The following is a 25,063-nucleotide window of genomic DNA, read 5'->3' on the forward strand; positions in this document are numbered from 1 at the left end:
ATGGCAGTAGAGAAGGTTGCGCTCGTCACCGCCGGCGGCAGCGGCATGGGGGCGGGGGCTGCGCGGCGGCTGGCGGCGGACGGGTTTGGCGTCGCGATCCTGTCGTCCTCGGGCAAGGGCGAGGCGCTGGCGGCCGAGCTCGGCGGGCTCGGCGTTACCGGCTCGAACCAGTCGAACGACGACCTGAAGCGCCTCGTCGAGGCTGCGATGGCGAAGTGGGGACGGATCGACGTTCTCGTCAACAGCGCGGGGCACGGGCCGCGTGCCCCCATCGCCGAGATCACCGACGAGCAGTGGCACACCGGCCTCGACACTTATCTCTTGAACGTGATCCGTCCGACCCGACTGGTGACGCCGCTGATGCAGGCGCAGAAGGGCGGCGCCATCATCAACATCTCGACCGCCTGGGCGTTCGAGCCCAGCGCGATGTTCCCGACCTCGGCGGTGTTCCGCGCAGGGCTCGCCGCCTTCACCAAGATCTTCACCGACGCTTACGCGGCCGACAATGTCCGCATGAACAACGTGCTGCCGGGCTGGATCGACAGCCTGCCGCAACAGGACGCGCGGCGCGACAGCGTGCCGATGAAGCGCTACGGCAAGGTCGAAGAGGTCGCGGCGACAATCTCGTTCCTGGCCTCCGACGGCGCCGCCTACATCACCGGCCAGAACATCCGCGTCGACGGCGGGCTGATGCGCTCGGTCTGAGCGGCGGCCTCAATGTGAGGCGATGAGCCGCGCCAGCTCCGGCAGGATCTTGTAGCGGGCGATCTCGTGCGGATACTCGCCGCGATTGGCCAGCAGGACGATGCCGATCCGCCGCGCCGGCACCAGGCCGATATAGCCGGAGGCGTTGTTGAGTCCGCCGGGCTTGTCGACGATGGTGACGCCTGGAACGCGCACGGTCTCCCAGGCCAGGCCCTGTCCGAATCTTTCGTCGACGCGGAAGGCCTCGCGCTGCGTCAGCCGCAACGCCTCGCGCAAATGCGGGTCGATCGCGCGGCCGTCGACGCAGGCGGCCGCGAAGGCGGCAAGGTCGCGGGCGGAGGCGAACATCTGGCCCGTGCCGGGAAAATCGAAGTAGCTCTGCTGGTTGCCGATCGGCCCGATCGCCATGCCCTGGTCGGAATAGCCCTGGACCACGCGCTGCATCGCCGCCGCGTCCATGACGGCGCGATGGTCCGGACCGCGCTCGGGGAGGAAGGTGGAGCCCATGGCGAGGGGGCGGAGAATGCGGTGCTGGATCAGCGCATGGATCGGCTTGCCGTAGCAACGCTCGAGCACGAGCTGAAGCAGCACATAGCCGGCATGGGTGTAGACGCGTTGCCGGCCAGGTGCGATGCCGGGTGTCGGCGTGAAGGCGTTCAGCAGGGCGATGAACTGCTCGCGCGTAAACTCTTCGTTCGGCCAGGGCGGATGGTCGGTCGGCAGCAGCAGGCCCGACGTGTGCGTCGCCAACTGGCCCACAGTGACGTTGCGGATGTAGTTGCCGCTCAGCTCGGGCAGGTATTTCGGCAGACGATCGTCGAGCCGCAGCTCGCCGCGCAGCACGCCGAGCGCCACGAGCGTGGCCTCGAACGGCTTTCGCAACGAGGCGAGGTTGAACAGCGTGTCGGGCGTCACCTTCCGTCCGGTCGCATCGTCGGCGAACCCGTAGCTGAAGAACTCGACATGGCGGCCGGCATAGAGCGCTGCGGCGAGGCCGCCCGCATGGTCCGCCGTCGCGGTCGGCGCCAGCGCGCCGGCGACGATGTCGCGCATTTGCGCAATCATGTCGGAATCGGCCGAGGCGCGGCGCTGGCAAAGCGCCATCGCCATCGCAATGGACGCGGCCTGGGCGAAGACTCGCCGGGTGATCGGGGATGAGATGACAACGGGCGCCACGTGCTCTGATCGATCATGCTGATGCGCCCCGGGATGGTTTTAGTGAGGAGGGCGCCAGGTCCCAACTCACGATTGCGCGTTGTGGGTTCCCGCCAATCCAGATCACAAAACTGAGCCGTTCGGCTAACAATTGTTGACGTCCGCGATCCTGCGTTTATAGTTAGCTTCATGGCTAACCAATTATCCAACCTCGACCAGATCTTCGCCGCGCTCGCCGATCCGACGCGGCGGGCGATCGTGATGCGGCTGTGCGCGGGCGAGGCGTCGGTCGGCGAGCTCGCCGGTCCCTTCGACATGGCGCTGCCGAGCTTCATGAAGCACATCCATGTGCTGGAGACGAGCGGGCTCGTTCAGTCCGAGAAATCGGGACGCGTGCGCACCTGCCGTCTCAGCGCGGATGCGCTGGTCGGCGCCGAGGATTGGTTCCAGCAGCAGCGCGCGGTCTGGGAAGCGCGGCTCGACCGGTTCGAGGCCTATGTGATGAAGCTCAAGAAAGAGAAGGAAAGGGCGGCCGCCAAGCGGCCGTCCCGAACAACCGAACGGAAAGGTTCCTGACAATGACGAGTTCTGCCAACCCCCCTCTGTCGCAATGGTCGCTCGACCGCGAGATCGTGATGTCGCGCGTGATCGACGCGCCGCGCGATCTGGTGTTCGAGGCATGGTCCGACCCGAAGCATCTGCCGCAATGGTTCGGCCCGAAGGGCTTCAAGGTCGAGACCTTCGAGATCGACGTGCGCGTCGGCGGCGTCTGGCGCTTCAACATGATCGGGCCCGACGGCACGGTCTATCCGAACCGGATGCGCTTCCGCCGCATCGAGCGGCCCTCGCTGATGGAGATGGATCACGGTACCGACCACGATGACGATCCCCGCATGTTCCGCTTCACCGTCACCTTTGCCGAGCAGAGCAACGGCAAGACCGTGCTGATGATGCGGCAGCTGGCCTCGAGCACCGAGCAGCGCGATGGCATGATCGGCTTCGGCGCCGTCGAATACGGCTACCAGACGCTCGACAAGCTCGCGGCCTATGTGGCGGGCATGAAGCGGTGATACGAGGTGATCGTTCTATCGCAGGTTGGTGCCGGATCCTTCGGCCGGAACAGGCGATGAGACGGTCATCTCTCCGCGGCAATCAGCGCGGCTGTATTAGGAACAATCGCCTGTGCTTCCCGGTTGCGCGAACGACGCCAGTCAAACGGAGAACAGGAAAATGGCCAATGCAGCCCGCGATACGTTCGTGGTGGGACTACGCAATGCGCATGCGATGGAAGTGCAGGCGCGAGAGTTGATGGAGCGCCAGTCGGAGCGGCTGGACGAATATCCCGAGGTCAAGGCGAAGATCACGGCGCACCTTCAGGAGACGAATGAGCAACTGCGGCGCCTCGAGAAATGCTTGGAAGCCTGTGGTGAGAGCACGTCGAGCCTGAAGGATACGGCGCAGTCAGTGATGGCCAACATGATGGCCATGGCGCATTCGGTTGCCGGCGACGAGATTCTGAAGAACACTTTCGCGAACAACGCCTTCGAGAATTTCGAGATCGCCGCCTACAAGTCGCTGCTCGCGCTGTGCGGCGCGGCCGGCATGCCGGAGGCGAAGGAGCCGCTCGAGACGTCTCTGAAGGAGGAGCAGCGCATGGCGGCCTGGATCGATTCCAATGTCGAGAAGGTCACCATGGAGTACCTCACGCATCAGCGCCAGGCCGCGTAGTTCTTCGCGTTCCTCGCTGACAGCGAACCACCGGCGCGCCCCGCGGCCGGTGGTTTTTTCGCGCCGCCGGGTTCCCTGCCATCTGCGCGTGAGCCTAGGAACGATCGCTGCGATCAGGCTTTGGCAGTGATGACGCACATCATCTTCAGCGATTACCGCAATCCCGCGGCGGAGCAGGCCTACGAGATCGCCTGGGACTTTCTTACGCGAACGGGCGCCATCAGCGACGAATTCGACGCCTGCGTGTTCCTGGCGCAGCGCATCACCGTGATGGTCGAGGAGGGCCACACGAATCGGATCCGCATGGCCAACCGCGCGATCTCCGAATACCAGCGCCATGCCGCGGAACGCGACGATCTCATCCGTGGCGGCGGCCGTTACGCCGAAAGGCGTTGAGCGCCGGCGAAGCGGGTTCACTCCCTGGCTTCGTCCGTGACGATGTCGCCGAGCTTCTGCCAGCGCTGGCCGTCGAACTGCACCATCTGGAACTGCTTGTTGACGCGATAGTCCGTCGGCGTGGTCGTGACCGAGATCCCCGGGAGCGTCAGGTCGAGCTCGACGTTCTTGAGGTTGGCCGCCTGTCGCATCACGTTCTCGCGGGTCAGATCGTCGCCGCATTGCTTCAGCACTTGCACCAGGAGCTGCGCGGTGATGTAGCCGTAGACGTTCAGGTTCGAATCCTTGTCGCCCTCGGGATAGTACTTGGCCATGAAGGCGAGGTAGCGCTTCATGCCCGGGTCGTCCTTCCATTCGGGATCCGCGGCATCCTTAACGTATCCGACGCTGATGATGCCCTTGGAATTGTCGAGCCCGGCGGGCTTGAGCACGGCGCTGAGCGAGGAGGCGTTGATGTCGATGATGTGCAGCGCCTTCCAGCCGATCTCGGCGACCTTCTTGATGGCCTGCGCGGCCTGCTTCGGCGTGGTCGCGCTGAACAGCACGTCGGCGCCCGCATCCTTCAACCGCAGGATCTGCGAGTCGATCGTCGGCTCGTTGATCTCGTAGGAGGTCTCGGCGACGACCATGCTCGCCTTGTCGCCGAGGCCCGCCTTGAGGCCGGCGAGATAATCCTTGCCGAGATCGTCGTTCTGGTAGAGCACGCCGATTTTGGCGTTCGGATGGTTCTTCAGGAGGTATTGCGCATAGATCCGGCCCTCGACGAGGTAAGAGGGGTTGAAGCCCATGGTCCAGGGGAAGTTCTTTGGATCGGTGAAGCGTGCGGCGCCGGTGGCGGCGAAGAGCTGCGGGATCTTCTTGGCGTTGAGATATTTCTGCACGGCGACGTTCGGGGCGGTGCCGATGATCTGGAAGGTCAAAAGCACTTCGTCGCTTTCGACGAGCTTGCGGACCTGCTCCACCGTCTTCGGCGGCGAATAGGCATCGTCATACTGGATCAGCTCGACCTTGCGGCCGTTCACGCCGCCCTGGTCGTTGATCATCCTCAGATAGGCGGCCTGGGTCTTGCCGATCACCGCGTAGGCCGAGGCCGGGCCGCTGAGCGGCACGGTCTGGCCCACCTTGATCGCGGTGTCGGACGCGCCGGGATCGTATTTCTTTTGTGCCTGCGCTGCCGCGACCGAGAGGAGAAGGGCGGAGGCTGCGATGAATTTGGTGACGACGTTTTTCATGTCGGTTTCCTCCAGCAATCCTCATTCGCCCTTGAGGCCGGCGTCGCGGATCAGCTTGGTCCATTTCTGCGTTTCGGCGTCGATGAACTTGCTGAACTCGGCGGCGGTGCCTGGGCGCACTTCGAGGCCCTGCGCGGTCAGCTTGTCCTTGATCGCAGGCTCGGCGAGCGCCCGCAGAACCTCAGCCTCGAATTTGTCCACGATGGCGCGCGGCGTCGTGGACGGCACCATGAAGCCGTACCAGCCGGCCGCAGCCACATTGGGAAAGCCCTGCTCGCGCAGCGTCGGGGCCTGCGGATACAGCGCGCTGCGCTCGGCCGAGGCGACGCCGAGCACGGTGAACTTGCCGCTCTGGATGTAGGGCAAGGCCGTCGGCAGCGCGGTCAGTGTGGCGTCGACGCGTCCGGCGAGCAGCTCGGTGTAGGAGGCCGCATCGCCCCGGAACGGGATGTTCAAACCCTTGACGCCGGCGTCGCGGAACAGGAGCTCTCCGGCAAGATGCGGCTGCGAGCCGGCGCCTGGGGAGGCGAAGGTGAGGCCGTCGGGCTTGGATTTGCCGTAGGCGATCAGGTCGGGAAGCGTCTTGAACGGCGCGTCGGCGCTGATGATGAGGAACAGCGGCGCGATCACCACCATCGCCACCGGCGCCAGATCCTTGCGCTCATAGGTCAGCTTGCCGAACAGCGCCTCGGCGGTGGCGTAGGGCGCCGCGACATAGAGGATGGTGTAGCCGTCGCCCGGCGCATGGGCGACCATGTCGTTGGCGATGCGCGTGCCGGCGCCCGGCTTGTTCTCGACAATAAACTGCTGACGCAGGCTGCGGCCGAACTCTTCGGCGAGCAGACGCAGCGAGATGTCGTTGGACCCGCCGGGCCCGTAAGGCGAGATCAGACGGACCATGCGCGAGGGCCAGGCGTCCTCGGCATGTGCCCTCATGCCTGAGCCGGCCGCGAGCCCGCCCGCGATCGTGCCCAGCAGAGCTCGCCGCGTCACCTTGAACGATGCCACTGTTGTCTTCCTCCCTGTATTTGTTTCTCTTTTATCTGCCGCTCTTACGACCTCAGATCACCTTTCGTTGGGTGAGCTGCTCGATCCTGGCGTCCGAGAGCCCGAGCCAATCCCGGTAGACCTCGTCATTGTCCTGGCCGACGTCGCCCGCGGCATGGCGCAGGCGCGCGGGATCGACGGTGAAACGCGGCACGACATTGGTCATGGCGACCGTGCCGAAATCCCGGTCGGCAACGCGCGTGATCACCTCGCGCGCCTTCACCTGCGGGTCGTCGGCGATCTGGTCGATCGAATAGATCGGGGCGAGCGTTCCCTGCGCGGCATTGAATCTCGCGAGGACCTCGTCGAGGGGATGCGCGGCGCACCAGGCCGCGAAGATGTCGTTGAGTTCGACGGCGTGCTTGACGCGCTGCTCATTGCCGGCAAAGCGCGGATCCGCGATCAGATCGGGGCGGCCGATCGCCCGGCAGTTCGCTGCAAAGAGCGCGTTGGTCGAACCTGCGAGCGTGACCCAGTGACCGTCGCGGGTGCGAAACACCGCGGCCGGTGCTGAATAACCATTGGCGTTGCCGATGCGGCTGCGAACGGTGCCGAGCTGGTCGTGCTCGATGGCGAGGACGTCGAGCAGGCGGAAGGTGGCTTCGGTCAGCGCGAGATCGATCTCCTCGCCCGGCGCATCCGGGTCGCGCGCCCGCTTCCACAGCGCTGCCAGCACGCCGACGGCGCCGAACAGGCCGCCGATCGAATCCCCGATCGGGTATCCGGGATGGGTCGGTTCGCCGCCGCTCTCGCCGGTGATGTAAGTCAGTCCGCCCATGGCCTCGAAGATGCGGGCGAAGCCGGGGCGCTCCCGATAGGGACCATCCTGCCCGAAGGCGGTGGCGCGCAGAATCACGAGACGCGGCTGGATCGACCACAGCACCTCCTTGGGAAGCCCCCAGCGATCCAGCGTTCCCGGACGAAAATTCTCGATCAGCACGTCGAAGCGTGGAAGCAGCTGCTTGAACAGCGCAAGCCCTTCCGGCGTGCGCAGATCGAGCGTGGCAAACTTCTTGTTGCGGTTGGCGGCCTTCCACCACAGCGGCTTGCCGTTCTTGAACGGCGGAAACGACCGCACGCCGTCGCCGTGCCCGGGCATCTCGATCTTCAGCACGTCCGCGCCGTAGTCGGCCAGCAGCGTGGCGGCGAACGGCGCGGCGATGATCGTCGCGATGTCGAGAACCTTCAATCCTTCGAGCGGTCCAGCCATATCATGTTCCGGCGCTTGTGATTTTCTTGGTTTTGCGCGGCGGCGGCTTGAGCTCGGCCTGCCCGACCATGGCCCGGATGCTATCGGCGAGCGCCGCGATGCGCGGACCGATTTCGCCCTCGAGCTGCCCGGGCTGCAGCCGGAAGGCGGGGATGCCGCAATTGATCGAGAATGATTGTTTCGCTTCGCCGATATGAAACAGCGGCGCGGCGACGGCATGGATCGAGGCCATGTACTCGCCCCAGCAGGTGCAGAAGCCGCGGCTTTTGCATTGCGCGATGCCGGCGCGGTATTTGTCGCGGAGCGCCGACCACAATCCGGCATCCTCGGCGGCGAGATTGCGTTCCAGCCGGTCTGCATCGGCCGGCGGCAAGGTCGCCGCCGCGGCGCGGCCCATGGCGGTCATCACGACGGGAATGGGCATGCCGATGTCGGGCACGTGCGGGCCGACATCGCCGGAGCGCGCGGTCTCGACATAGATCATCGACGTCGCATCGAGCAGGCCGATCGACACCGTGCCGCGGACGCTGTGCGCCAGCTCCTGCATCATCGGCCGCGCAACCTGGCGGAATTGCATTCCAGCGAGCAGGGGATGCGCCATCCGCAGCGCCCGTGCACCGACGCGGTACTTCGACCGCTCGGCGTCGTAGCGGAGATAGCCGAGCTCGGCCAAGGTATGGGTCAGCCTCGCCACCGTCGGGCGCGGGATGCCGGTCAGCGTCGACAGCTCCATGTTGCCCAGCAGCGTGCTCCCGGCCTTGAACGCCTCGAGCACGACGAGCCCCTTGGCCAGAGTGGTGGCGAAAGCGGCGTCATCGGCGCTCTCGGCCAGCACGGCTGCGGCAGAGGAGAGCGGGCGCTGCGGCTTGGGTGAGTCAGTCGGAGCCATCCCGGAATATCAGACGGACGGATTTCGAATGTCCAATAGATTCGCCATCCACGAGAAAATTGTCCGATATGTGGACACTCGGCTCGCAGCGCTTCTTGCGCCTTCCGAGCACCGCTGGAACGACCAGGCACACAGATTTTTGTCGTGATTGCCTGTCGTTCTGTGACAGGATTATTACGACGACGTGTCAGATCGATAATTTTTGCGGAGCGGTTTATGTTGCAGTGGCAGGCGCGGTCAAATCCCCTGGCGTGGTGGTGGGGATCCCTCACGCTTGTGAGCAGCGCCAATATCCTCGTCTGGTTCATGCTCTATCGTGAGTTCTATCCGACGCCTTCGGCCAGCCTCGGTGGCGGCTCGGACATCGGGCTGATGTTCCTGCTGTGCGCCGGATATGTGTTCGGCTGCGCCTTCCGTTCGGTGCTGCCGCGCGCCGACGTGCAGCGCATCTGCCTGTTCGACACCTGGCTCTCCAGCGTCGCCGTCGGCCGGACGGTGGCGACGGTGGCCGAGCTCTGCTTCGCCGCGCAATGGGCCATCATCCTGCATCAGCTCGGCAAGATGACGGGCGCGGAGACCGCGGTGAACATCGCGCTCGTGATCGTGCCGATCATCATCATCGCGGAATGCTTCTCCTGGTACGCGGTGGTGACGACCAACTTCCTCTACAACGCGATCGAGAATTCGCTGTGGGCTGTGACCTTCTTCCTGGCCGGCATCGCGCTGTGCCGCCTGATGCCGGAATTCCAGGGCGTGGTGCGCTGGGCGCTGATGTCAGGCATCGTCGGCATCGCCTGCTTCCTCGCCTTCCTCATCACAGTCGACGTGCCGATGTATCTCAGCCGCTGGCGGGCAGGGCATGAAGAGGGCAACACATTCCTCGGCTTCCTCGAAGGGCTGCATGACGTCTCGACGCGCTGGGTGGTGACCCACGACATCGCGCACTGGAAGGGCGAGCTGACCTGGATGTTCCTGTATTTCAGCGCCGCGGTGTGGTCGAGCCTCGCGCTCTGCGCGCTCTACGCGATGGAAGGCTATCTGACGCGCTATCTCGCCTGACGGTCAGATTCCAACTTGACGCGTTCTCTGAAGCGAAGCGGTATCCACTTCGCTTCAGAGGGCTTTATTTGCCGACCAGGCTGCATTTGCTGCGATCGAGCGGGCGGAAGGCCTGGTCGGGCGGGATCGTCGCGACCAGCTTGACGAAGTCCCACGGACCCTTGGATTCCTCCGGTGTCTTGACCTGCACCAGATAGAGATCGTGCACCATGCGTTGGTCCTCGCGGATGCGGCCGTTGGGGGTGTAGGCGTCCGACACCGGCGTCGCCTTCATTTTGGCCATCACGACGGCGCCCTCATCGGAACCGGTGTCCTTCACGGCCTGCAGATAGTGGCGCACGGCGGAATAGACGCCGGCCTGAATCTGCGAGGGCATCGCCTTGCGGCGAGCATAGAAGGCATCGGAGAATTTCCGGGCTGCCGGCGAGACATCCTCGAAGAAGGAGGTGACGATGAGATCACCGCGCGTCGCTTTGAGCCCAACCGCCTCGATGTCGACGTTCTGGAACGACATCGGCACGATCTTCATGCCTTGGCTGGCGAGGCCGAACTCCTCGGCCTGCTTGATCGCGGTCGCGTTGTCGCCGGCAACGTTGATGGCCAGGATCTTGGCGCCCGACGACTGCGCCTGGAGCAGGAATGAGCTGTAATCGGGCGTGCCGAGCTGCGCCTTGACGCTGCCGGCGACCTTGCCGCCGAGTGCGGCGATGCGCTCGCGTGCGGTCACCTCGATCGAATGGCCGAAGGCGTAGTCGCCGGTGATGAAGAACCAGGGCTCCTTGCTGGTCTGCATGATGCCGGAGACCACGGCGGTCGCGGTGGAATAGGCGTCCTGGGTCCATTGCACGCTGGTTGGCGCGCACGCTTCATCGGTCAGCTGGTTCGCGCCGGCGCCGGAGATGAGGAATATCTTGCCGTTGCCGCGCACCAGCTCCTGCACCGCCAGCGCTGCGCCGGAGCTGCCGCCATCGGCGACGGCCTGGACCCCGTCGCTGAACCATTTTCGCGCCAGCGATGCGGCGAGATCCGGCTTGTTCTGGTGATCGGCCTGCAAGATCTCGATCGGCTTGCCGTTGATCTTGCCGCCGAACTCCTCGGCGGCCATTCGCGCCGCTTCGACTGAGCCCGGACCCATGGCGGTTGCAAACACGCCGTTCATGTCCGTGAGGACGCCGATGCGGATGGCCTCGCCCTTGATCTCGGCCCGCGCGGGGAGGGGCGCGAGCGCAAGTGCGATCAGGAGGGTGGCGACGGAGTTGGTGCGGGTCGTGCCCATGGCGTTTCCTTGATGTTATCGTTGATTGATCGGTGTTGACGGTCAGGCCTGTTCGGCGATCGCCGAGTTGCGCAAGGTGCCGATGCCGGAAATCTCGACCTCGACGGTGTCGCCGGGGCGCATCCACAGCGGCGGCGTGCGCTTGGCGCCGACACCGCCCGGCGTGCCCGTGACGATGACGTCGCCGGGCACGAGCGGGCAGATGGTGGAGATGTAGGCGATCAGCTCGGGGATGGCGGTGATCAGGAGATCCGTCGTGGTGTCCTGCACGACATTGCCGTTCAGCCTTGTCTGCAAGGTGAGCTTTGACGGATCCGGAATCTCGTCGGTCGTCACCAGCCACGGACCGAAACTGCCGCTCTCGGCAAAGGTCTTGCCGGCGAGGAATTGGCTGGTGTGGCGCTGCCAGTCGCGGATGCTGCCCTCGTTGTAGCAGGAATAGCCGGCGACGTGGTCGAGCGCGCGGCCGGGGGGAATGTGACGGCCCGCCGTGCCGATGACGAGCGCGAGCTCGCCTTCATAGTCGAAGTCGTCGCTCACCCCAGGTTTGACGATGGGCTGGAGATGGCCGACCTGGCTACAGGCAAAGCGCGCAAACAGCGCCGGCTTTTCGGTGACGGTGCGGCCGGTCTCGGCGACGTGGTCGCGATAGTTGAGGCCGACGCAGATGATCTTGCCGGGATCGGGAATCACGGGCGCGAAGTTGATCTTGTCGAGCGGATGATCAGGGGCCGCGGAGGCGGCCAGCCTTGCCGCCTCGGCGAGCTGACCGGCTTCGAGCAGCTCCCGCAGCGTGGTGCACGCCGCTATCCGCGCGCCGAGATCGACGACGCCGTTGTCCTTGACGGCGCCGAAGGAGGGGCGTCCGTCCACACTGAATGAGAGCAGCTTCATGAAATGTCCTTGACAGGGTTCGGTCAGGCCGCGGAGGGCGCTTGGGCTGAAGGAATTCGGGTTGCAGGGGCGATGGCGGCGATGAGGCGGTCGAGCTCGGCCTGGTTGCGGGCGGAGCCGCGGATGTAACGGTCGGGACGAACCAGTGCGGCGATGATGCCGTGCTCGCGCAGCCAGGGCCCAAGATCGTTGGCATCGTCGCTGGTCAGGATCTTGATCCCTGCCTGCGAAAGCATGAGACGCGATGAGAGCGCCGCCGCTGTCTCGACGAGCAGCACGTGGTTGTAGCCGGTCCGGTCATCGCTGCGGCTGGCGTCAGTCAACGTGAACTGCGGCGCGAGATGTCCGGCGAGCGGCAGGTCGCCGAACTCTAGTCCGGGGCCGAGCAGGGGCTTCTTCACATCCAGTTTGACCGGCGCGTTCTCGCGCGCTTCGCCGGCGGCAAGGCCGGCCTCGATCGCCTTGGTGTTGATGACACCGCCGAGGCGAATGGCGAGCTCGATGAACGCGCGCACATGCGGCAGCCGTTCGCTCTGATAGGTGTCGAGCAGATCGGGCGCGGCGCCTTCGCGGATCACGCTCGCCAGCTTCCAGGCGAGGTTGGCGGCATCGCGAATGCCGGCGCACATGCCCTGGCCGAGGAACGGCGGGGTCTGGTGCGCAGAATCGCCCGCGAGCAGCAGTCGCCCGTTCCGCCATTGCTGCGCGATGACCGAATGGAACGTGTAGACCGCGGCGCGCTCGATCTCGGCATCGGCGGGCGTGATCCAGCGCGACAGCAGCTCCCAGACCTTCGCGGGTTGCGCAACGTCCTGCGAATCCTCGTCGGGGAGGACCGTGATCTCCCAGCGCCGCCGCGTGCCGGTGCCGCGCACGTAGGTCGCCGGACGGCGCGGGTCGCAATGCTGAAGGCTGTAGTCGCCTAGGTCGTCGCGCTCGCGCTTGAGCAGGACATCGATCACCAGCCACCGCTCGTGGAAGCCGAGGTCGGCCATGCCAGAACCGATGAAGCGGCGCACCAGCGAGCGGGCGCCGTCGCAGCCGATCACATAGCTGCCGCGAACTTCCATGAGCTTCCCGCTGGAGAGGTCTTCGTAGCGCACGCGCACGCCATCCTCATCCTGATCGAGCGCGAACACATCGCAGCGGTTACGCAGGGTGACGTGTGGCCAGCGGGCGAGGCCACCGATCAACGCGTCCTCCAGATCCGGCTGGTGGAAGCGGTAGCTGAGATGCCAGCCCATCGGCGTCAGCGTTTGCGGACGGGACCAGTCCAGCAGCATGCGGCCGGCTGCATCAAGAAACAGCATGCCGGGACTGAGAATGACGTGCGGCAGGATCGCCTCGGCAAGCCCGATGGTCTGGAACACGCGCATGCATTCATCGTCGAAATGCACCGCGCGCGGCAGATGATAGGTCCGCGCCTCGCGCTCCAGCACCAGAGTCCGCACGCCGCACAGGCCGAGCAGGTTGGCGAGCGTGGCGCCCACCGGCCCGCGGCCGACGATCACGACGTCAAACTCTTCCGGGGTGGATTTATCTTGCATGGGGTATCTCTTCCCCAAGCAGGGCCGGCGCATCAACGCCGGCGCGGCAAGTGTCCGCCCAGCGGACGGCCTCTATTCCGCAACAGGAATGGCCGACGCCGTTTCCAGCAGCTGGCTCGCAAACTGCGCGACCGCTTCCTCGATCCCCAGCGCCGAGCGGATCCAGATGATCGAGATGCAGCCGAATACGGCGCCGTCCCGCACGATGGCAACGGCAATCGAAGCCGTCTTGGGATTGTATTCGCCCTCGGTTCGGATCGCGTAACCTCGCGCCGCGGTCTCGGCGATCATGCGGTCGAGCCGGCCCTGGTCGAGGAAGGGGCGGTCGTCGGCCTCATCGATGCGGCGGAGATGATTGATGATGAGATCGCGTTCGCGCGCAGGGCAGGCGGCGAGATAGGCGCGGCCCGCAGACGTGCGCAGCATCGGCAGGCGCTTGCCGATCATGCCGCGGTCGATCGAGAGCGGGCTGCGAGAGTGGGTGGTCTCCTGCACCACCATCGCCGCGTTCTCGTAAGTCGAGAGATCGACCGGCCAGACCAGCTTCTTGCTGAGATCGGCGAGATAGGGCGCCGCCGCCTGGCAGATCACCACGCCGGGATCGTAGCCGTCGCCGAGGCTTAGGGCACGCCGGGTGACCCGAAATCGGTCGTCGCTGGCGCTGCGGGCGATATAGCCGAGCTCCTCCAGGGTTTCGAGGAGGCGGTAGACGGTGGGTCGGGGCAGGTCGAGCGCGCGGGCGACGTCGCCGGCGCGGATGCCGCCGGAGCGGTTGACCTCGTGCAGCACGTCGAGCCCGCGCTTGAAGGCACGGACGCCCTCAGACTGCCGAGGCTGGCCGTTCCGCGTCCGCTCCTTGGACACTTCCTATTTCCTCCCTTGTGGCACATCGCGGCGCGCTTATTGTCGCCTGCGAACGCGAGGCGATTGCGGAACGCCACCGTAGGATCGCGCGCGGCCGGTATCAAGCTCGCCGCAGTACGGCGACCGCGATGCCTCCGGGAGGAATTCGATGGAAATCGCAGCGCTCGGCTATATCGGAATCAGTTCATCCCAGCTCGATCAGTGGAGCCGGATGGCGACCGGGCTGCTCGGCATGCAGCAGGTCGATCGCGGCGGCAAGATGCGGGCCTTCCGCATGGACGACCGCAAGCAGCGGCTGATCGTCGACGGCGGCAGCGATGCCGGCCTTGCAGTGATGGGATGGGAAGTTCCGTCGACGGTCGCGCTGGACAGGTTGGCAGGACGGCTCGAAAGCCATGGCATCAAGGTGGCGAAGGGCTCGCGCGCACTCGCTGACGAGCGGCATGTCGCCGAGCTGATCGCGTTCACTGACCCCGCCGGCAACCGGCTGGAGGCCTTTTGCAAGCCGGAGCTTGCGAGCGAGCCGTTCAGGCCGGGTCGCCCGATCTCGGGCTTCCGCACCGGCGCGCTCGGCATGGGGCATGTCGTGCTCAATGTGGAGGACCTCGAGCCGCTGTTGCCGTTCTATCGCGACGTGCTCGGCTTTCACGTCTCCGATTTCGGGCTGAAGCCTTACGGGCTTTATTTCTTCCACGTCAACGGCCGCCACCACTCCTTTGCGATGGTCGGCTCGGGGCGAAAGGCGATGCATCACTTCATGGTCGAGCTCGGCTGCCTTGATGATGTTGGGCAGGGCTACGACCTCGCGCAGATGGACGAGGGGCGCATCGCCTACACGCTGGGCCGGCACACCAATGACCACATGACCTCGTTCTACGTGAATACGCCGTCCGGCTTCTTCATCGAATATGGCTGGGGCGGACGCGTCATCGATCCCGAGACCTGGCAGCCGCACGAGACCTTTGATGGGCCCTCGCTGTGGGGCCACGAGCGGCTGCATATGCCGGAAGAGCAGCGCAAGCGGTTGCGCGAGATGCGGCTGGATGCGGCTGCCCGCGGCGTGCGCGTCGCCGATCCGCGCGTGCCGCCACTCAACTGCGCGTGGCTGGACTCGGTGGTCGCACGTGAGTGATCCGCGACGCCGCGATCAGGCTTCGCCGAGATCAACCTCCGTCAAGATCCCCTGGCGCAGCGCCAGCCGGACCAGCTCGATGTCGGAGCCGACGCCGAGCTTGTCCTTGATCAGCGAGTGCAGGTTCGCCACCGTCTTCGGGCTGACATGCAGCGTCTCGGCGATCTCCTCCGTCGTGTTCTCGGCGAGCAGCAACCGCAGCACCTCGAACTCGCGTGGCGTCAGCACGTCGGCGGCGGAGCTCTCGCCGCTGATGCGGCTGAGCGCTAGCTCGTGGTCGATGTCGGGGCTGATGGCAATCTTGCCGGCGAGCACGTCCTTGACCGCGCGCACCAGGGTCTCGGGCGGGCTGGTCTTGGTGACGTAGCCCCTTGCACCGGCGCGGATCGCCTGCACGGCAAATCCGGCGTTCTCGTGCATGGTGAAAACGAGAATCCGTGCCGCCTTGTCCCACTGCCTGATCCGCCTGACGGCCTCGATGCCGCCGATGCCGGGCATGCTGAGGTCCATGATGACGAGGTCGGGCGTCTCGGATTTGTAGAGGCGATAGGCTTCCGCTCCGTCGGCCGCCTCAGCGACGACGCGCAGGCCCGGCTGCTTCTGCAGCACCGAGCGATAGCCCTCACGGACGACGGAATGGTCGTCGACCAGCAGGATGGTCGCTTCCGCCGTGCTCATGCAGCGTGCTCCAGGGCCTCAGAGGCGGCAGCCGGGAGCGGAATGAATACGCGCAGCGAGGAGCCCTGAAGGCCGGTCTCGAAGCTGATCCGGCCGCGAAGCGCGGCGACGCGCTCGCGCATGCCCAGCAGGCCCATGCCCGATTTTGCGGAAGCCTCGTTCGGGCGGCCGTCGTCCTCGACCACGAGAGCAATCTCGCTGTCGGCCATGGTCAAATGCAGGCTAACCTTCGTTGCACCGGCATGCTTGGCCGCGTTGGTGAGTGCCTCCTGCACGATGCGGTACAGGTTGGCACTGACAGAGGCGGGCACGCTGTCGAAGGCGCCGTCGAACCGGATCTCGAAGCGCGGCTGGCCGCGGCTGCGGCCGTTCCACCCCGAGACCAGGCCTTCGAGGCTGGCGATCAGGCCGAGCTCCTCGACATCGGGCGGCCGCAGCCGGAACAACGCGCCGCGCAGCGTCTCCATCATGCCGGTCGCGGTGCGGGCGATGCTGTCGCATTCGCCGAGCAGGTCGGGACAGTCCTGTGCCGCAGTCTGGCGGGCGGATGCGGCCAGCGCGCGGATCGCGGCGAGGGACTGGCCGAACTCGTCGTGCAACTCGCGGGCGAGATGGCGGCGCTCCTCGTCCTGGAGCGCGATCAGCTTCCGCGTCAGCTCGTTGCGCTCGGCAAGCGCCGTGTCGAGGCTTTCCGCGAGATGGTTAAAGACGTCGCGGATGGCTGAGAGCTCGGCGAGGTCGAACGGCGGCAGCCGGGTGGAGAGGTCGCCGGCGGCGATGCGTTCGAGGCCGCTGCCGATCATGCGGGTGGGCCGCAAGGCGCGGGCCAGTGCGGCATAGACCAGCGCGCAGAGCAGCGGCAGCGCGATCGCAAGCGCGATCATCAAGCGGCCGGCCTCGTGCCAGGCCTCCGCCGTCTGCACCGCCGGGTCGATAGAGACCACGGTCTCGCCGAGCTTGGTTCCGCGCACGATCACGGGGCGCGCCGCCTCGCGGCCGGGGTCGAATAGGCTGCGATAGAAGGCGGAGAAGGCTTGCGGCGGCGGGCTCGCCGGGGCAGGCGCGCCGCTACAGAAGCGCTGCAGCATGTCGCCGCTCGCGCTGCGGAAGCCGAGGCAGAGGCCGGGCGTCATCACATGGGCCGACACCGGGTCGAGGTCCGGAAAGTCCGAGCGGGGGCTCGCCGCCCACTGCACCTTGCCTTGCTGCAGCTCCAGCGTCTTGGCCACGATGGCGGCGATCCCGTCGATGCGCGCATGCGCGGCGCTATCGGCGGTGATGAGGAAATAGGTGGAGATCGCGGCGAAGCAGGCAGCCGATATCGCCGCCACGCGCAGCGTCAGACGGACCTTGAGATCGAATCTCGGGCGATTCCACATCGGCTTGCACCTGGCGCGAACGGGCTTGTCGCGCCTCATTAAAGGGCAGAACGCCAGCGGCGGGAAGCGTTCCCGACTTGCCGCAGTGCAACGTCGTGAAATTTTCCCGGCGCTGCTCGGGACGGTGACGGGTGCGGGGCCTGAGGCGGCCCGTCCAGATTTTCGTCCCATCCACGAGGTCCGTTCATGCACCGCTGCCGCCTGGTTCTCTCCGCCTGTCTCCTCCTCGTCCTCTCTTGCTCGCCCCTCGCTGCGCAGGCCGCCATCGGCGTCGCCATGGACGATTTCAGCTACACCGACACTTCGGGCGAGCCGACCGACCAGACCGCGGCCCACGAGCGGCGGCTGGCGGCGTTCATGGCCGCGCTTCGAAGGGACATCGAGGCAGACCAGCGCTACCGCTTGGTGCGATCCGCCCAAGATGGAGCGGTGTTCAAGGTGGTCGGCGGCATTCAGAAGACGAGTACGCTGGTGCAATGGGCCAAGGTCGCCGTGATCGACGTCGGCGCCAAGACGCTTGTGCTGGACAAGCTCTACAGCTTCCGCGGCGACAATGACGAGGCATGGGAGCGCGCCCAGATGTTCGTGTCTCGCGAGGTCATCGCCGCGCTCGGCACGCCTGCGCCGGTCGCGCTGGCCGTGTTCGATTTCGAGCTCGAGGACATGACGGCCGCCTCAGCGGGAGCGTCCGCTGCGTCGGACGCGTCATATCTCGCGGAGGTCACGGGCGGTGTGCGCGAGGCGCTCGGCCAATCCGGCCGTTACCGCATCGTCGAGGTCGGCGCAGAGGCGGGGAAGGCCGGCGCGTTGCGGGATTGCGGCGGCTGCGAGGTCTCTACTGCGCGCAAGCTCGGCGCCGACCAATCACTGATCGGCGTGGTGCGCCGCGTCAGCCGCACCGAATACACGCTCGGCTTCCAGGTGCGCGATGCCAAGACCGGCGCGGTGCTGGCGCGCGGCGACAGCGGACTACGCATGGGCGCCGACTATTCCTGGAAGCGCGGGGCCGTGCGGCTGGTCACCGACCGGCTGATCGAGGGGCAACAGGCCAACGACGCGCCTAGAAGGTAAGCTGGACCTTCATCGACTGCGCGCGGTCGCTGGCGAGTTCGAAGGCCGCGACCGCATTCTCGAACGGCATGGTGGCCGTGATCAACGGTTTGACGTCAATCAGGCCTTCGCCCATCAGGCGCACCGCCAGCTCGAACTCGGGATCGAAGCGGAATGTGCCGCGCAGCTGCAATTCCTTGGCCACAATGGAATTGATCGGCAGCGTCATCTCGCCGCCGAGGCCGAGCTGCACCAGCGTCGCACCGGGCCTCAGCACGTCGAGCGCGGTGCGGAGCGCGGCCTGGTTGCCGGAGGCCTCGAACAGCGTGTCGAACACGCCCTTGCCGGCGCGCCAGGGATCGAGCGCAGTGGCATTGGTCGCGACGTTGATGGCATGCGTGGCGCCGAGCTTTTTCGCGACCGCGAGCGGAGCGTCGGCCACATCGGTGACAACGATCTCCGACGCGCCGCCGAAGCGCGAGACCAAAATCATCAGCGCGCCGATCGGACCGCAGCCGGTGATCAGCACGCGCTTGCCGAGCAGGGGACCGGCCTGCTTGCCGGCATGCAGGCACACCGCAAGCGGCTCGGCGACCGCGGCTTCCGCCAGCGACAGCTTGTCTGAGATCGGCACGGCCTGCGTCGCGTCGACCGTGATGAACTCGCGAAAGCCGCCCTGCACATGGGGAAAGCGCATCGCGCTGCCGAGGAAGCGCATGTCGAGGCACTGGTTGCGCATGCCTTCCTGGCAATGCAGGCAAGCCCCGCACGGCTTGCTCGGGTTGACCGCAACGCGCGTGCCCGACTTGACGCCGGCGACGCCGCCGCCGACGTCAGCGACGACGCCGGCGATCTCGTGACCCAGCGCCATCGGTTGCTGGATCCGCACGACACCGAAGCCGCCGTGATGATAGTAGTGCAGATCGGAGCCGCAGATTCCGCCATTGACGATCTTGACGCGGACCTCGCCAGGGCCGGGGGCCGGATCGGCATAATTGTCGATCCGCAGGTCCTTCGGGGCGTGAATGACGACGGCGCGCATGGCTTGCTCCTTCGTGGTCTTGGCGATCACATCGCGGCGATCATGCCGCCATCGACATAGATGATCTGTCCGTTGACGTAGGTCGACGCATCCGAGGCGAGGAAGATCGCGGCGCCCACCAGCTCATCCGGCTTGCCCCAGCGCTTGGAGGGAATGCGGCCCATCAGCCAATTGTTGAAATCGGCATTGTTGACCAGCGCCTCGTTCATGTCGGTGAGCATGTAGCCGGGGCCGATCGCATTGGCCTGGATGCCGTGCTGGGCCCATTCCACCGCCATCGAACGGGTCAGGTTCTTGATGCCGCCCTTGGCCGCGGTGTAGGGCGCAATGGTGGGGCGGGCGAGCTCGCTGCCGAGCGAGCCGATATTGATGATCTTGCCGTGCTTGCGCGGGATCATGCGCTTGGCCGCCTCGCGGCCGATCACGAAGGCGCTGGTGAGGTTGGTCTCGATCACCTTGCGCCATTCGTCGGTGGTGAACTCCACCAGCGGCTTCCGGTGCTGGATGCCGGCATTGTTGACGAGGATATCGACGGCGATCCCCTTATTATCGAAATCGCTGAACGCCGCGATGATTGCGGGCTCATCGGTGACGTTGAAGGCGGCGCCTTCGGCCTGGTGGCCGGCGGCGCGAAACTCGGCGACGGCCTGCTCGACGCGCTTGGGATCGACGCCGTTGATGATGATCTTCGCGCCGGCCTTGGCCATGCCCTCCGCAATGGCGCGACCGAGGCCGCGGGAGGAGCCGGTGACGAGCGCGGTGCGGCCGGAGAGATCGAAGAGGGAAGTGCTCATCTCAAGAATTCCTCAGACGTTGGAGCGGCGCACGGTGAGATCGGTGCGCTCGAAGACGGCAGGCAGGAGGTCGACGCCCAGGCCGGGGCCTTCCATCGGAAAGACATAGCCGTCCTTGATGGTGGGCATCGTGGTGACGAGCTCATTGTACCAGCCCTTGTAGAAGGCGCGCACTGATTCCTGGATCAGGGTGTTGGGCTGGCTGAACGACATGTGGATGGCCGCGATGAAGCCGATCGGGCCAATACAGTCATGAGGAGCAAAAGGCCGATGATAGGTCTCGGCCATTGCCGCGATCTTGCGGCCTTCGGTGAGACCCCCGGTCCAGCACAGATCGGCCATCACCACGTGCATGGCATCGCGGTCGAGCATGTCCTTGTAAGGGAAGCGCGAGCCCAGCGTCTCGCTGGCGCAGACCCAGACGTCGGTCGAACGGGCATATTCGGCCAACGCCTGCGGCGAGTTCATCCGGATCGGGTCCTCATACCAGGTCGGCTTGTAGGGCTCGAGCGCACGGGCGATCTGCTTGGCGGTCGGCAGATTCCAGAGCGAATGGAGCTCGACCATGATCTCCATCTTGTCGCCGACGGCTTTGCGGATCTTCTCGAACGGCTCAATCGCCTGCTTCATCTGTGCGGCGGTGATGTAGAGGCCCTTGTTCTCCTGCGCGGCGGGATCGAACGGCCAGATCTTCATCGCCGAGATGCCGCTTTCGAGCAGGCTTTCGGCGAGCGCATCGGCATGGTTCATGAAGCCGTCGAGATCTTCATAGGGCCCCTTGGAGGCGCCGAGATTCCAATTGGTCACCGGGCTGATATTGGTCGAGCGCACATATTGCGTGCCGGCGCAGGTGTTGTAGATGCGCTGCTTGTCGCGGCAGAGGCCGCCCAGCATCTGGTGCACCGGCTGACCGCAGACCTTGCCGAATAGATCCCACAGCGCGATGTCGATCGCTGATGCCGCGCGGTATTCGACGCCGGTCGAGGACTGCGCCATCGGCAGGTTCAGCATGTCGCGATGGATCGCTTCGATGTGCAGGGGATTGCGGCCGAGCAGGCGGCCGGCAAAGGTGTCGTGGATCTGCGCTTCGACCGCGCCGGCGCCATAGAAGGTTTCGCCGAGACCGATCAGACCAGTGTCGGTGTGGATGCGGACCCAGATGACGTTGGAAAATTCCTCGGCGCGCAATGTCTCGATCGACGTGATCTTCACGGCAAGTATCCTCCCATCGAACGGCGCTTCGCACCCGACGTCTCATTTTGCGCTGCAGCATGCTGCAGGTCGTGCCGAGTTCTTACGCTTGCTTGTAATATATCACAACATGTTTTAAGGGTGCCACAAACAAAGCGCCACCCAGCAACGAGAGCGCGGGCTGACGGGAGAGGACGGCATGGCACGGCGCAAGCGCGCACTCGCGGTGGTGAGACACGACGACGGGGAGGGCAGGCCCTCCCGGCGCAACCGTCTCAACTTCTTCGAGCTGGCTTATCAGAGGATCGAGGAGCTGCTCGTTCATTGCGAGCTCAAGCCCGGACAATTCATGACGATGCTGGAATTGCAGCAAATCACCGGTTTCGGCCGCACGCCGGTGCATCACGCCGTCAATCGTCTCTCCGCCGACACTCTCATCGTCATCCGGCCGCGTCACGGCCTGCACATCGCGCCGATCGATCTGGCGCGCGAGCGCATGCTGCTGGCCTTACGCCGCGACATGGAACGCTTCGTGATCCGCCTCGCCGCCGATCGCGCCACCCTGTCGCATCGCAATCAGGCGATGCACATCGAGCGTCTGCTGCGCGAGCGCCGCGCCAGCCTCACCCTCGACGAATTCAATCATATCGACCGCCGCATCGACGCGTTGGTGCTGGAGGCCGCCGGCGAGCCGTTCCTGGTGCACACGCTGCGGCCGCTGCACACGCTGTATCGGCGCATCGGTTACATCCACCATCGCTTTATGCCGGGGCAGGCGGATCTGTCAGGCACGATCGATCATCATCTCGCCATTCTTGCAGCCGTCGCCAACCGCCGCGTCGAGGAGGCGGTGAAGGCGAGCGACGCGTTGATCGACTACATGGGCGAGATGTTTACGGGCATGGAGGCGGGGATCGATCCGCGCCTGCTCGATTGCAGCATCGAGCCGCTGCTCGGCGCGTAGGGCTTGATCCGGAAAAATGTGAGGCGGTTCTCCGAAGAGATCATGCGCAAGACAACAAGCTAAAGCGCGAGGAGATCCTGATCTCATCGCGCTTCAGAGAGTTGTGAAGAAAGGAAGAGTCAACGATGGCGATGCCACAGGCGACCGCGAGCGAAGCCGCGGTCCGCTACCTCATCACGAACTACAGTCCCAAAGGCAACAAGGTCGGTTGGCTGATGATGGCCTCGATCCTGGTCGAGGCCTGGGACCTCTATTCGATCGCCTTCGTGCTGATCTTCATCAAGGAGCAGTACAATCCCGATCCACTGATGCTCGGCCTCGCCGCCGCGGGCACGCAGGGCGGTGCCCTGATCGGCGCGCTGCTCGGCGGTTGGCTGTCCGACAAGATCGGCCGCCGCGTGATGTTCCTCGTGACGATGGTGCTGTTCATCGTGCTGGCGCTGGCGCAAGCCTTCGTACCCAGCGTCGGCTGGCTCGTCGTGATCCGCTTCCTGCTCGGCATTCCGCTCGGCTCCGACATCTCGACCGGCTACACCTACATCATGGAATCCATGGCCAAGGGCGAGCGCGAGGTCATGGGCAACCGCTGGCAGTTCATGTTCGCCGTCGGTGAAGTTCTCACCATCGGCGTCATCGTGATCTTCCTGCTGGTCGACATGAACCACGAGATGCTGTGGCGCGTGACGCTCGGTCTCGGTGCGGTGCCGGCACTGATCATCCTGATCATGCGTCACGACGTGCCGGAGACGGCGGTGTGGCTGGTGCAAAAGGGGCGCTACCGCGAGGCCAAGCAGGTCGCGCGCGAGATGTTCAACGACAATCTCGACATGCTGCCGGATCGGGACGTCGAGGTTCCCAAGACCAGCACGCGCGCATTCCTCGCTGACCTCAGGAAGGATCCGATTCGCTGGCGTGCCACCCTTTATGGCTGGATCGCCTGTTTCGCCCAGGCGAGCGAGTTCTCGACCTTCGCATTTTATCTGCCGGTGCTGTTTGTGATGGTCGGCGTATCGAGCGTGCTTGGCATCAATGTGGTGACGATGGCGCTGTTCTCTTTCGCCGCCCTGTCGGGCTGGGTCGGACCCTTGCTGACGCCGAAGATCGGCCATCGTGGCATCGCCATCGCCGGCTTCGGCATCGTGCTGGTTTCGCTGCTGGTCGCGGCCTTCGCGCTCTACACCGACAACAAGATCCTGCTGCCGTTCGCCGCCGCCGGCATGCTCTGGGGCCATTATTGGGATGCGTCGAACTGCATGACGATCCCGACCATGGTCGCCCGTCCGCGATATCGGGGCACCGCAAGCGGCTTCGCCTACATGTTCGTGAAGCTGCCGTCGTTCCTGGCGATCTTCCTGTTCCCAACGGTGTTTGCCGCGATCGGGCAGGCGAACGCCACGCTGATGGTCGCGATCTTCCCGCTGGTAGGCCTGCTTGCCGCGATCTTCATCCTGCCGGAAGTCTACGGCTACGAGAACGACTGACGATGAGCGCTATCTGATCGCGGCGGCTAACGCCGCGATCAGGGCCGGCGGCGTCACCAGCAGGCCGAGCTTGAGGAACGGCCAGGCGCCGACCTCGATCTTCTCGCGGCGGAGCGCGACCAGCCAGAGGATGGTGGCGAGCGAGCCGGTGACCGACAGATTGGGGCCGAGGTCGACGCCGATCAGGATCGCGCTGAGGACGGGCACCGGCAGATGATCGCCGGCGGCAACCGAGCCGGCGACGAGGCCGACCGGAAGATTGTTGGCGATGTTGTCGGCGAGCGCGGTGGCAATGCCCACGCTCCAGGCCGCCTGCGGGACCGATTGAGCTACCGCCTGGTGCAGCAACGCGTTGAGCTGCGCGATCACGCCGGTCTTGATCAACGCCTCCACCATGACGAAGAGCCCGCCGACGAGCGGCAACACGCTCCAGGACACCCCGCGCAGCACGGGCAAGGGTGATTGCCGGCTGAGCAGCAGCACGATCGCGGCCGTCACGCCGCCGCAGATAAAGGTCGGCAGGCCGAGCTGCTTGTCGAGCGCTGACGCCGTGACCAGCACGATGCCGATCGCGACGATGCCTATTGCGGTGAGCTTGCCGCCGCGGCCGAGCTTGGGATGCGGCACGCTGCGCGCGATCGTCTCTTCCTTCAGCGCGTGGTGCTGGGTCAGGCGCAGCACGATGTAGGTCAGCAGGATCGACGCCGCCGAGGGCAAGGCGAACAGGCGTAGCCATTCCGTCAGGTGCGGCATGCGCGCGCCGAACACGACGAGGTTGGCGGGGTTGGAGATCGGCAGGACGAAACTCGCGGCATTGGCGATGAAGGCGCAGACGAACAGATAAGGCAGCGGCTTCGCGCCGGCCGCGCGCGTCGCGGCATAGACGGCCGGCGTCAGCACGATCGCGGTAGCATCGTTGGAAAGCAGCACGGTCACGAGCGTGCCGACGAGATAGATCAGCAGGAACAGCCGCTGCGGCGAGCCGCGTGCGTATTCCACCGCGAGCGCGGCCAGATAATCGAACAGGCCTTCGAGCCGCGCCAGCTCGGCGATCAGCATCATGCCGATCAGGAAGAGATAGACGTCGAGGCCTTTCTCGATGCCCGTCAGCGCCTCCTGCCAGGGCAGCAAGCCTGATAGCACCAGGGCGCTCGCGCCGATCGCGGCCCAGATCGCCTCGGGCAGGCGAAACGGCCGGATGATGACGCAGGCGGTCGCGACGAAGATGATGCTCCAGGCCCAGATGGCGTCAGACGGCACGTTCAGTCCTTGAGGTTCGGTCAGTCATTCGGCATCGATAACCGATGCGGGAACGGCTGTCTTCCCCTAGAGTCTTGCCGCGGCAACAGT

Annotated in this window: 25 protein-coding genes; 10 read left to right on the top strand and 15 right to left on the bottom strand. The window is 65.4% G+C overall.

The genetic code is table 11. The features are described from left to right. Positions 1–705, top strand: coding sequence for an SDR family oxidoreductase (locus GA0061099_RS28825; protein ID WP_036029068.1), 705 nt, complete (start codon positions 1–3; stop codon positions 703–705). Between the two features lie 9 nt (positions 706–714). Here GA0061099_RS28825 and GA0061099_RS28830 read toward each other — a convergent pair whose 3' ends face one another. Next, positions 715–1,881, bottom strand: coding sequence for a serine hydrolase (locus tag GA0061099_RS28830; RefSeq protein WP_478209842.1), 1,167 nt, complete (start codon positions 1,879–1,881; stop codon positions 715–717). A 168-nt stretch (positions 1,882–2,049) separates the two neighbouring features. On the opposite strand from GA0061099_RS28830, the gene GA0061099_RS28835 reads away from it, so the two are divergent. From GA0061099_RS28835 to GA0061099_RS28850, 4 genes are all read left to right on the top strand, one after another. Further along, positions 2,050–2,436: an ArsR/SmtB family transcription factor gene (locus GA0061099_RS28835; protein ID WP_036029077.1), complete on the top strand. Its 387-nt coding sequence runs from the start codon at positions 2,050–2,052 to the stop codon at positions 2,434–2,436. 2 nt (positions 2,437–2,438) lie between these two features. Next, positions 2,439–2,930, top strand: coding sequence for an SRPBCC family protein (locus GA0061099_RS28840; RefSeq protein WP_036029079.1), 492 nt, complete (start codon positions 2,439–2,441; stop codon positions 2,928–2,930). A 160-nt stretch (positions 2,931–3,090) separates the two neighbouring features. Further along, positions 3,091–3,588, top strand: a complete 498-nt coding sequence (locus GA0061099_RS28845; protein ID WP_036013491.1) for a ferritin-like domain-containing protein — start codon at positions 3,091–3,093, stop codon at positions 3,586–3,588. A 129-nt stretch (positions 3,589–3,717) separates the two neighbouring features. Further along, positions 3,718–3,984: a hypothetical protein gene (locus GA0061099_RS28850; RefSeq protein WP_081493004.1), complete on the top strand. Its 267-nt coding sequence runs from the start codon at positions 3,718–3,720 to the stop codon at positions 3,982–3,984. Positions 3,985–4,001: 17 nt separating this feature from the next. Here the strand turns inward: GA0061099_RS28850 and GA0061099_RS28855 are convergent, their stop codons facing one another. Genes GA0061099_RS28855 through GA0061099_RS28870 form a run of 4 tightly spaced genes read right to left on the bottom strand, consistent with a single transcriptional unit; the run spans position 4,002 to position 8,362 of the window. Next, a complete protein-coding gene (locus tag GA0061099_RS28855) occupies positions 4,002–5,216 on the bottom strand; it encodes an ABC transporter substrate-binding protein (RefSeq protein WP_036029080.1) in 1,215 nt (404 codons plus the stop codon). A gap of 21 nt (positions 5,217–5,237) precedes the next feature. After that, a complete protein-coding gene (locus GA0061099_RS28860) occupies positions 5,238–6,224 on the bottom strand; it encodes a Bug family tripartite tricarboxylate transporter substrate binding protein (RefSeq protein ID WP_036029084.1) in 987 nt (328 codons plus the stop codon). 52 nt (positions 6,225–6,276) lie between these two features. Continuing rightward, entirely contained in the window at positions 6,277–7,473 is a 1,197-nt protein-coding gene (locus GA0061099_RS28865; RefSeq protein ID WP_036029089.1) for a CaiB/BaiF CoA transferase family protein, read from the bottom strand. A gap of 1 nt (position 7,474) precedes the next feature. After that, positions 7,475–8,362 carry an IclR family transcriptional regulator gene (locus tag GA0061099_RS28870; RefSeq protein WP_036029094.1) on the bottom strand — a complete coding sequence of 296 codons (888 nt, stop codon included), beginning with the start codon at positions 8,360–8,362 and terminating at the stop codon, positions 7,475–7,477. Positions 8,363–8,578: 216 nt separating this feature from the next. Between GA0061099_RS28870 and GA0061099_RS28875 the strand changes: the two genes are divergently transcribed. After that, positions 8,579–9,421, top strand: coding sequence for a hypothetical protein (locus GA0061099_RS28875; protein ID WP_036013504.1), 843 nt, complete (start codon positions 8,579–8,581; stop codon positions 9,419–9,421). A 64-nt stretch (positions 9,422–9,485) separates the two neighbouring features. On the opposite strand, the gene GA0061099_RS28880 is transcribed toward GA0061099_RS28875, so the two are convergent. From GA0061099_RS28880 to GA0061099_RS28895, 4 genes are all read right to left on the bottom strand, one after another. Beyond that, the gene (locus GA0061099_RS28880) at positions 9,486–10,697 is read right to left on the bottom strand and encodes an ABC transporter substrate-binding protein (protein ID WP_036029100.1); all 1,212 of its coding nucleotides are present in this window, start codon (positions 10,695–10,697) and stop codon (positions 9,486–9,488) included. A 42-nt stretch (positions 10,698–10,739) separates the two neighbouring features. After that, positions 10,740–11,591: a fumarylacetoacetate hydrolase family protein gene (locus GA0061099_RS28885; RefSeq protein WP_036029102.1), complete on the bottom strand. Its 852-nt coding sequence runs from the start codon at positions 11,589–11,591 to the stop codon at positions 10,740–10,742. A gap of 23 nt (positions 11,592–11,614) precedes the next feature. Beyond that, positions 11,615–13,138 (bottom strand): bifunctional 3-(3-hydroxy-phenyl)propionate/3-hydroxycinnamic acid hydroxylase MhpA, encoded by a 1,524-nt coding sequence (mhpA, locus tag GA0061099_RS28890; RefSeq protein WP_036029104.1) that lies wholly within the window; start codon positions 13,136–13,138, stop codon positions 11,615–11,617. A 72-nt stretch (positions 13,139–13,210) separates the two neighbouring features. Next, entirely contained in the window at positions 13,211–14,002 is a 792-nt protein-coding gene (locus tag GA0061099_RS28895; RefSeq protein WP_036029106.1) for a DNA-binding transcriptional regulator, read from the bottom strand. Positions 14,003–14,150: 148 nt separating this feature from the next. Here GA0061099_RS28895 and GA0061099_RS28900 point away from each other — a divergent pair, with 148 nt between their 5' ends. Beyond that, positions 14,151–15,134: a VOC family protein gene (locus GA0061099_RS28900; protein ID WP_036029108.1), complete on the top strand. Its 984-nt coding sequence runs from the start codon at positions 14,151–14,153 to the stop codon at positions 15,132–15,134. 15 nt (positions 15,135–15,149) lie between these two features. Here the strand turns inward: GA0061099_RS28900 and GA0061099_RS28905 are convergent, their stop codons facing one another. Together GA0061099_RS28905 and GA0061099_RS28910 are read right to left on the bottom strand one after the other, a co-directional pair. After that, positions 15,150–15,812 carry a response regulator gene (locus GA0061099_RS28905; protein WP_036029111.1) on the bottom strand — a complete coding sequence of 221 codons (663 nt, stop codon included), beginning with the start codon at positions 15,810–15,812 and terminating at the stop codon, positions 15,150–15,152. Continuing rightward, positions 15,809–17,191 carry a sensor histidine kinase gene (locus tag GA0061099_RS28910; RefSeq protein WP_036029212.1) on the bottom strand — a complete coding sequence of 461 codons (1,383 nt, stop codon included), beginning with the start codon at positions 17,189–17,191 and terminating at the stop codon, positions 15,809–15,811. The genes GA0061099_RS28905 and GA0061099_RS28910 overlap by 4 nt, the downstream gene beginning before the upstream one ends. Before the next feature lie 186 nt (positions 17,192–17,377). Here GA0061099_RS28910 and GA0061099_RS28915 point away from each other — a divergent pair, with 186 nt between their 5' ends. Next, positions 17,378–18,262, top strand: a complete 885-nt coding sequence (locus GA0061099_RS28915) for a DUF3280 domain-containing protein (RefSeq protein ID WP_036013522.1) — start codon at positions 17,378–17,380, stop codon at positions 18,260–18,262. Here the strand turns inward: GA0061099_RS28915 and GA0061099_RS28920 are convergent. The 3 genes from GA0061099_RS28920 to GA0061099_RS28930 are packed head-to-tail and all read right to left on the bottom strand — an operon-like array spanning position 18,252 to position 21,289. Next, complete coding sequence (locus GA0061099_RS28920; RefSeq protein WP_036013589.1) at positions 18,252–19,283, bottom strand: L-idonate 5-dehydrogenase; 1,032 nt, start codon at positions 19,281–19,283, stop codon at positions 18,252–18,254. The two genes, GA0061099_RS28915 and GA0061099_RS28920, sit on opposite strands and share 11 nt — an antisense overlap. A gap of 26 nt (positions 19,284–19,309) precedes the next feature. After that, positions 19,310–20,077, bottom strand: coding sequence for a glucose 1-dehydrogenase (locus tag GA0061099_RS28925; RefSeq protein ID WP_036029113.1), 768 nt, complete (start codon positions 20,075–20,077; stop codon positions 19,310–19,312). Between the two features lie 12 nt (positions 20,078–20,089). Then, positions 20,090–21,289, bottom strand: a complete 1,200-nt coding sequence (locus tag GA0061099_RS28930; RefSeq protein WP_036029115.1) for a mandelate racemase/muconate lactonizing enzyme family protein — start codon at positions 21,287–21,289, stop codon at positions 20,090–20,092. Positions 21,290–21,467: 178 nt separating this feature from the next. On the opposite strand from GA0061099_RS28930, the gene GA0061099_RS28935 reads away from it, so the two are divergent. Both GA0061099_RS28935 and GA0061099_RS28940 read left to right on the top strand, forming a co-directional pair. Further along, positions 21,468–22,232 carry a GntR family transcriptional regulator gene (locus GA0061099_RS28935; protein WP_036029119.1) on the top strand — a complete coding sequence of 255 codons (765 nt, stop codon included), beginning with the start codon at positions 21,468–21,470 and terminating at the stop codon, positions 22,230–22,232. Between the two features lie 125 nt (positions 22,233–22,357). Further along, entirely contained in the window at positions 22,358–23,713 is a 1,356-nt protein-coding gene (locus GA0061099_RS28940) for an MFS transporter (RefSeq protein WP_036029121.1), read from the top strand. 9 nt (positions 23,714–23,722) lie between these two features. Here GA0061099_RS28940 and GA0061099_RS28945 read toward each other — a convergent pair whose 3' ends face one another. Continuing rightward, entirely contained in the window at positions 23,723–24,973 is a 1,251-nt protein-coding gene (locus GA0061099_RS28945; RefSeq protein WP_036029122.1) for an arsenic transporter, read from the bottom strand. Between the last annotated feature and the right edge of the window lie 90 nt (positions 24,974–25,063).

It is taken from the genome of Bradyrhizobium yuanmingense (assembly GCF_900094575.1).
In the GTDB taxonomy this organism is placed as follows: domain Bacteria; phylum Pseudomonadota; class Alphaproteobacteria; order Rhizobiales; family Xanthobacteraceae; genus Bradyrhizobium; species Bradyrhizobium yuanmingense.

Excerpts from the sequence above, each read along its gene's own strand:
- GA0061099_RS28915 (WP_036013522.1), top strand. The coding sequence starts at position 17,378 with ATGCACCGCTGCCGCCTGGTTCTCTCCGCCTGTCTCCTCCTCGTCCTC.
- GA0061099_RS28885 (WP_036029102.1), bottom strand. The coding sequence starts at position 11,591 with ATGAAGCTGCTCTCATTCAGTGTGGACGGACGCCCCTCCTTCGGCGCC.
- GA0061099_RS28835 (WP_036029077.1), top strand. The coding sequence starts at position 2,050 with ATGGCTAACCAATTATCCAACCTCGACCAGATCTTCGCCGCGCTCGCC.
- GA0061099_RS28880 (WP_036029100.1), bottom strand. The coding sequence starts at position 10,697 with ATGGGCACGACCCGCACCAACTCCGTCGCCACCCTCCTGATCGCACTT.
- GA0061099_RS28850 (WP_081493004.1), top strand. The coding sequence starts at position 3,718 with ATGACGCACATCATCTTCAGCGATTACCGCAATCCCGCGGCGGAGCAG.
- GA0061099_RS28865 (WP_036029089.1), bottom strand. The coding sequence starts at position 7,473 with ATGGCTGGACCGCTCGAAGGATTGAAGGTTCTCGACATCGCGACGATC.
- GA0061099_RS28940 (WP_036029121.1), top strand. The coding sequence starts at position 22,358 with ATGGCGATGCCACAGGCGACCGCGAGCGAAGCCGCGGTCCGCTACCTC.
- GA0061099_RS28845 (WP_036013491.1), top strand. The coding sequence starts at position 3,091 with ATGGCCAATGCAGCCCGCGATACGTTCGTGGTGGGACTACGCAATGCG.
- GA0061099_RS28875 (WP_036013504.1), top strand. The coding sequence starts at position 8,579 with ATGTTGCAGTGGCAGGCGCGGTCAAATCCCCTGGCGTGGTGGTGGGGA.
- GA0061099_RS28825 (WP_036029068.1), top strand. The coding sequence starts at position 1 with ATGGCAGTAGAGAAGGTTGCGCTCGTCACCGCCGGCGGCAGCGGCATG.
- GA0061099_RS28925 (WP_036029113.1), bottom strand. The coding sequence starts at position 20,077 with ATGAGCACTTCCCTCTTCGATCTCTCCGGCCGCACCGCGCTCGTCACC.
- GA0061099_RS28905 (WP_036029111.1), bottom strand. The coding sequence starts at position 15,812 with ATGAGCACGGCGGAAGCGACCATCCTGCTGGTCGACGACCATTCCGTC.
- mhpA (WP_036029104.1), bottom strand. The coding sequence starts at position 13,138 with ATGCAAGATAAATCCACCCCGGAAGAGTTTGACGTCGTGATCGTCGGC.
- GA0061099_RS28920 (WP_036013589.1), bottom strand. The coding sequence starts at position 19,283 with ATGCGCGCCGTCGTCATTCACGCCCCGAAGGACCTGCGGATCGACAAT.
- GA0061099_RS28870 (WP_036029094.1), bottom strand. The coding sequence starts at position 8,362 with ATGGCTCCGACTGACTCACCCAAGCCGCAGCGCCCGCTCTCCTCTGCC.
- GA0061099_RS28840 (WP_036029079.1), top strand. The coding sequence starts at position 2,439 with ATGACGAGTTCTGCCAACCCCCCTCTGTCGCAATGGTCGCTCGACCGC.
- GA0061099_RS28855 (WP_036029080.1), bottom strand. The coding sequence starts at position 5,216 with ATGAAAAACGTCGTCACCAAATTCATCGCAGCCTCCGCCCTTCTCCTC.
- GA0061099_RS28935 (WP_036029119.1), top strand. The coding sequence starts at position 21,468 with ATGGCACGGCGCAAGCGCGCACTCGCGGTGGTGAGACACGACGACGGG.
- GA0061099_RS28910 (WP_036029212.1), bottom strand. The coding sequence starts at position 17,191 with ATGTGGAATCGCCCGAGATTCGATCTCAAGGTCCGTCTGACGCTGCGC.
- GA0061099_RS28900 (WP_036029108.1), top strand. The coding sequence starts at position 14,151 with ATGGAAATCGCAGCGCTCGGCTATATCGGAATCAGTTCATCCCAGCTC.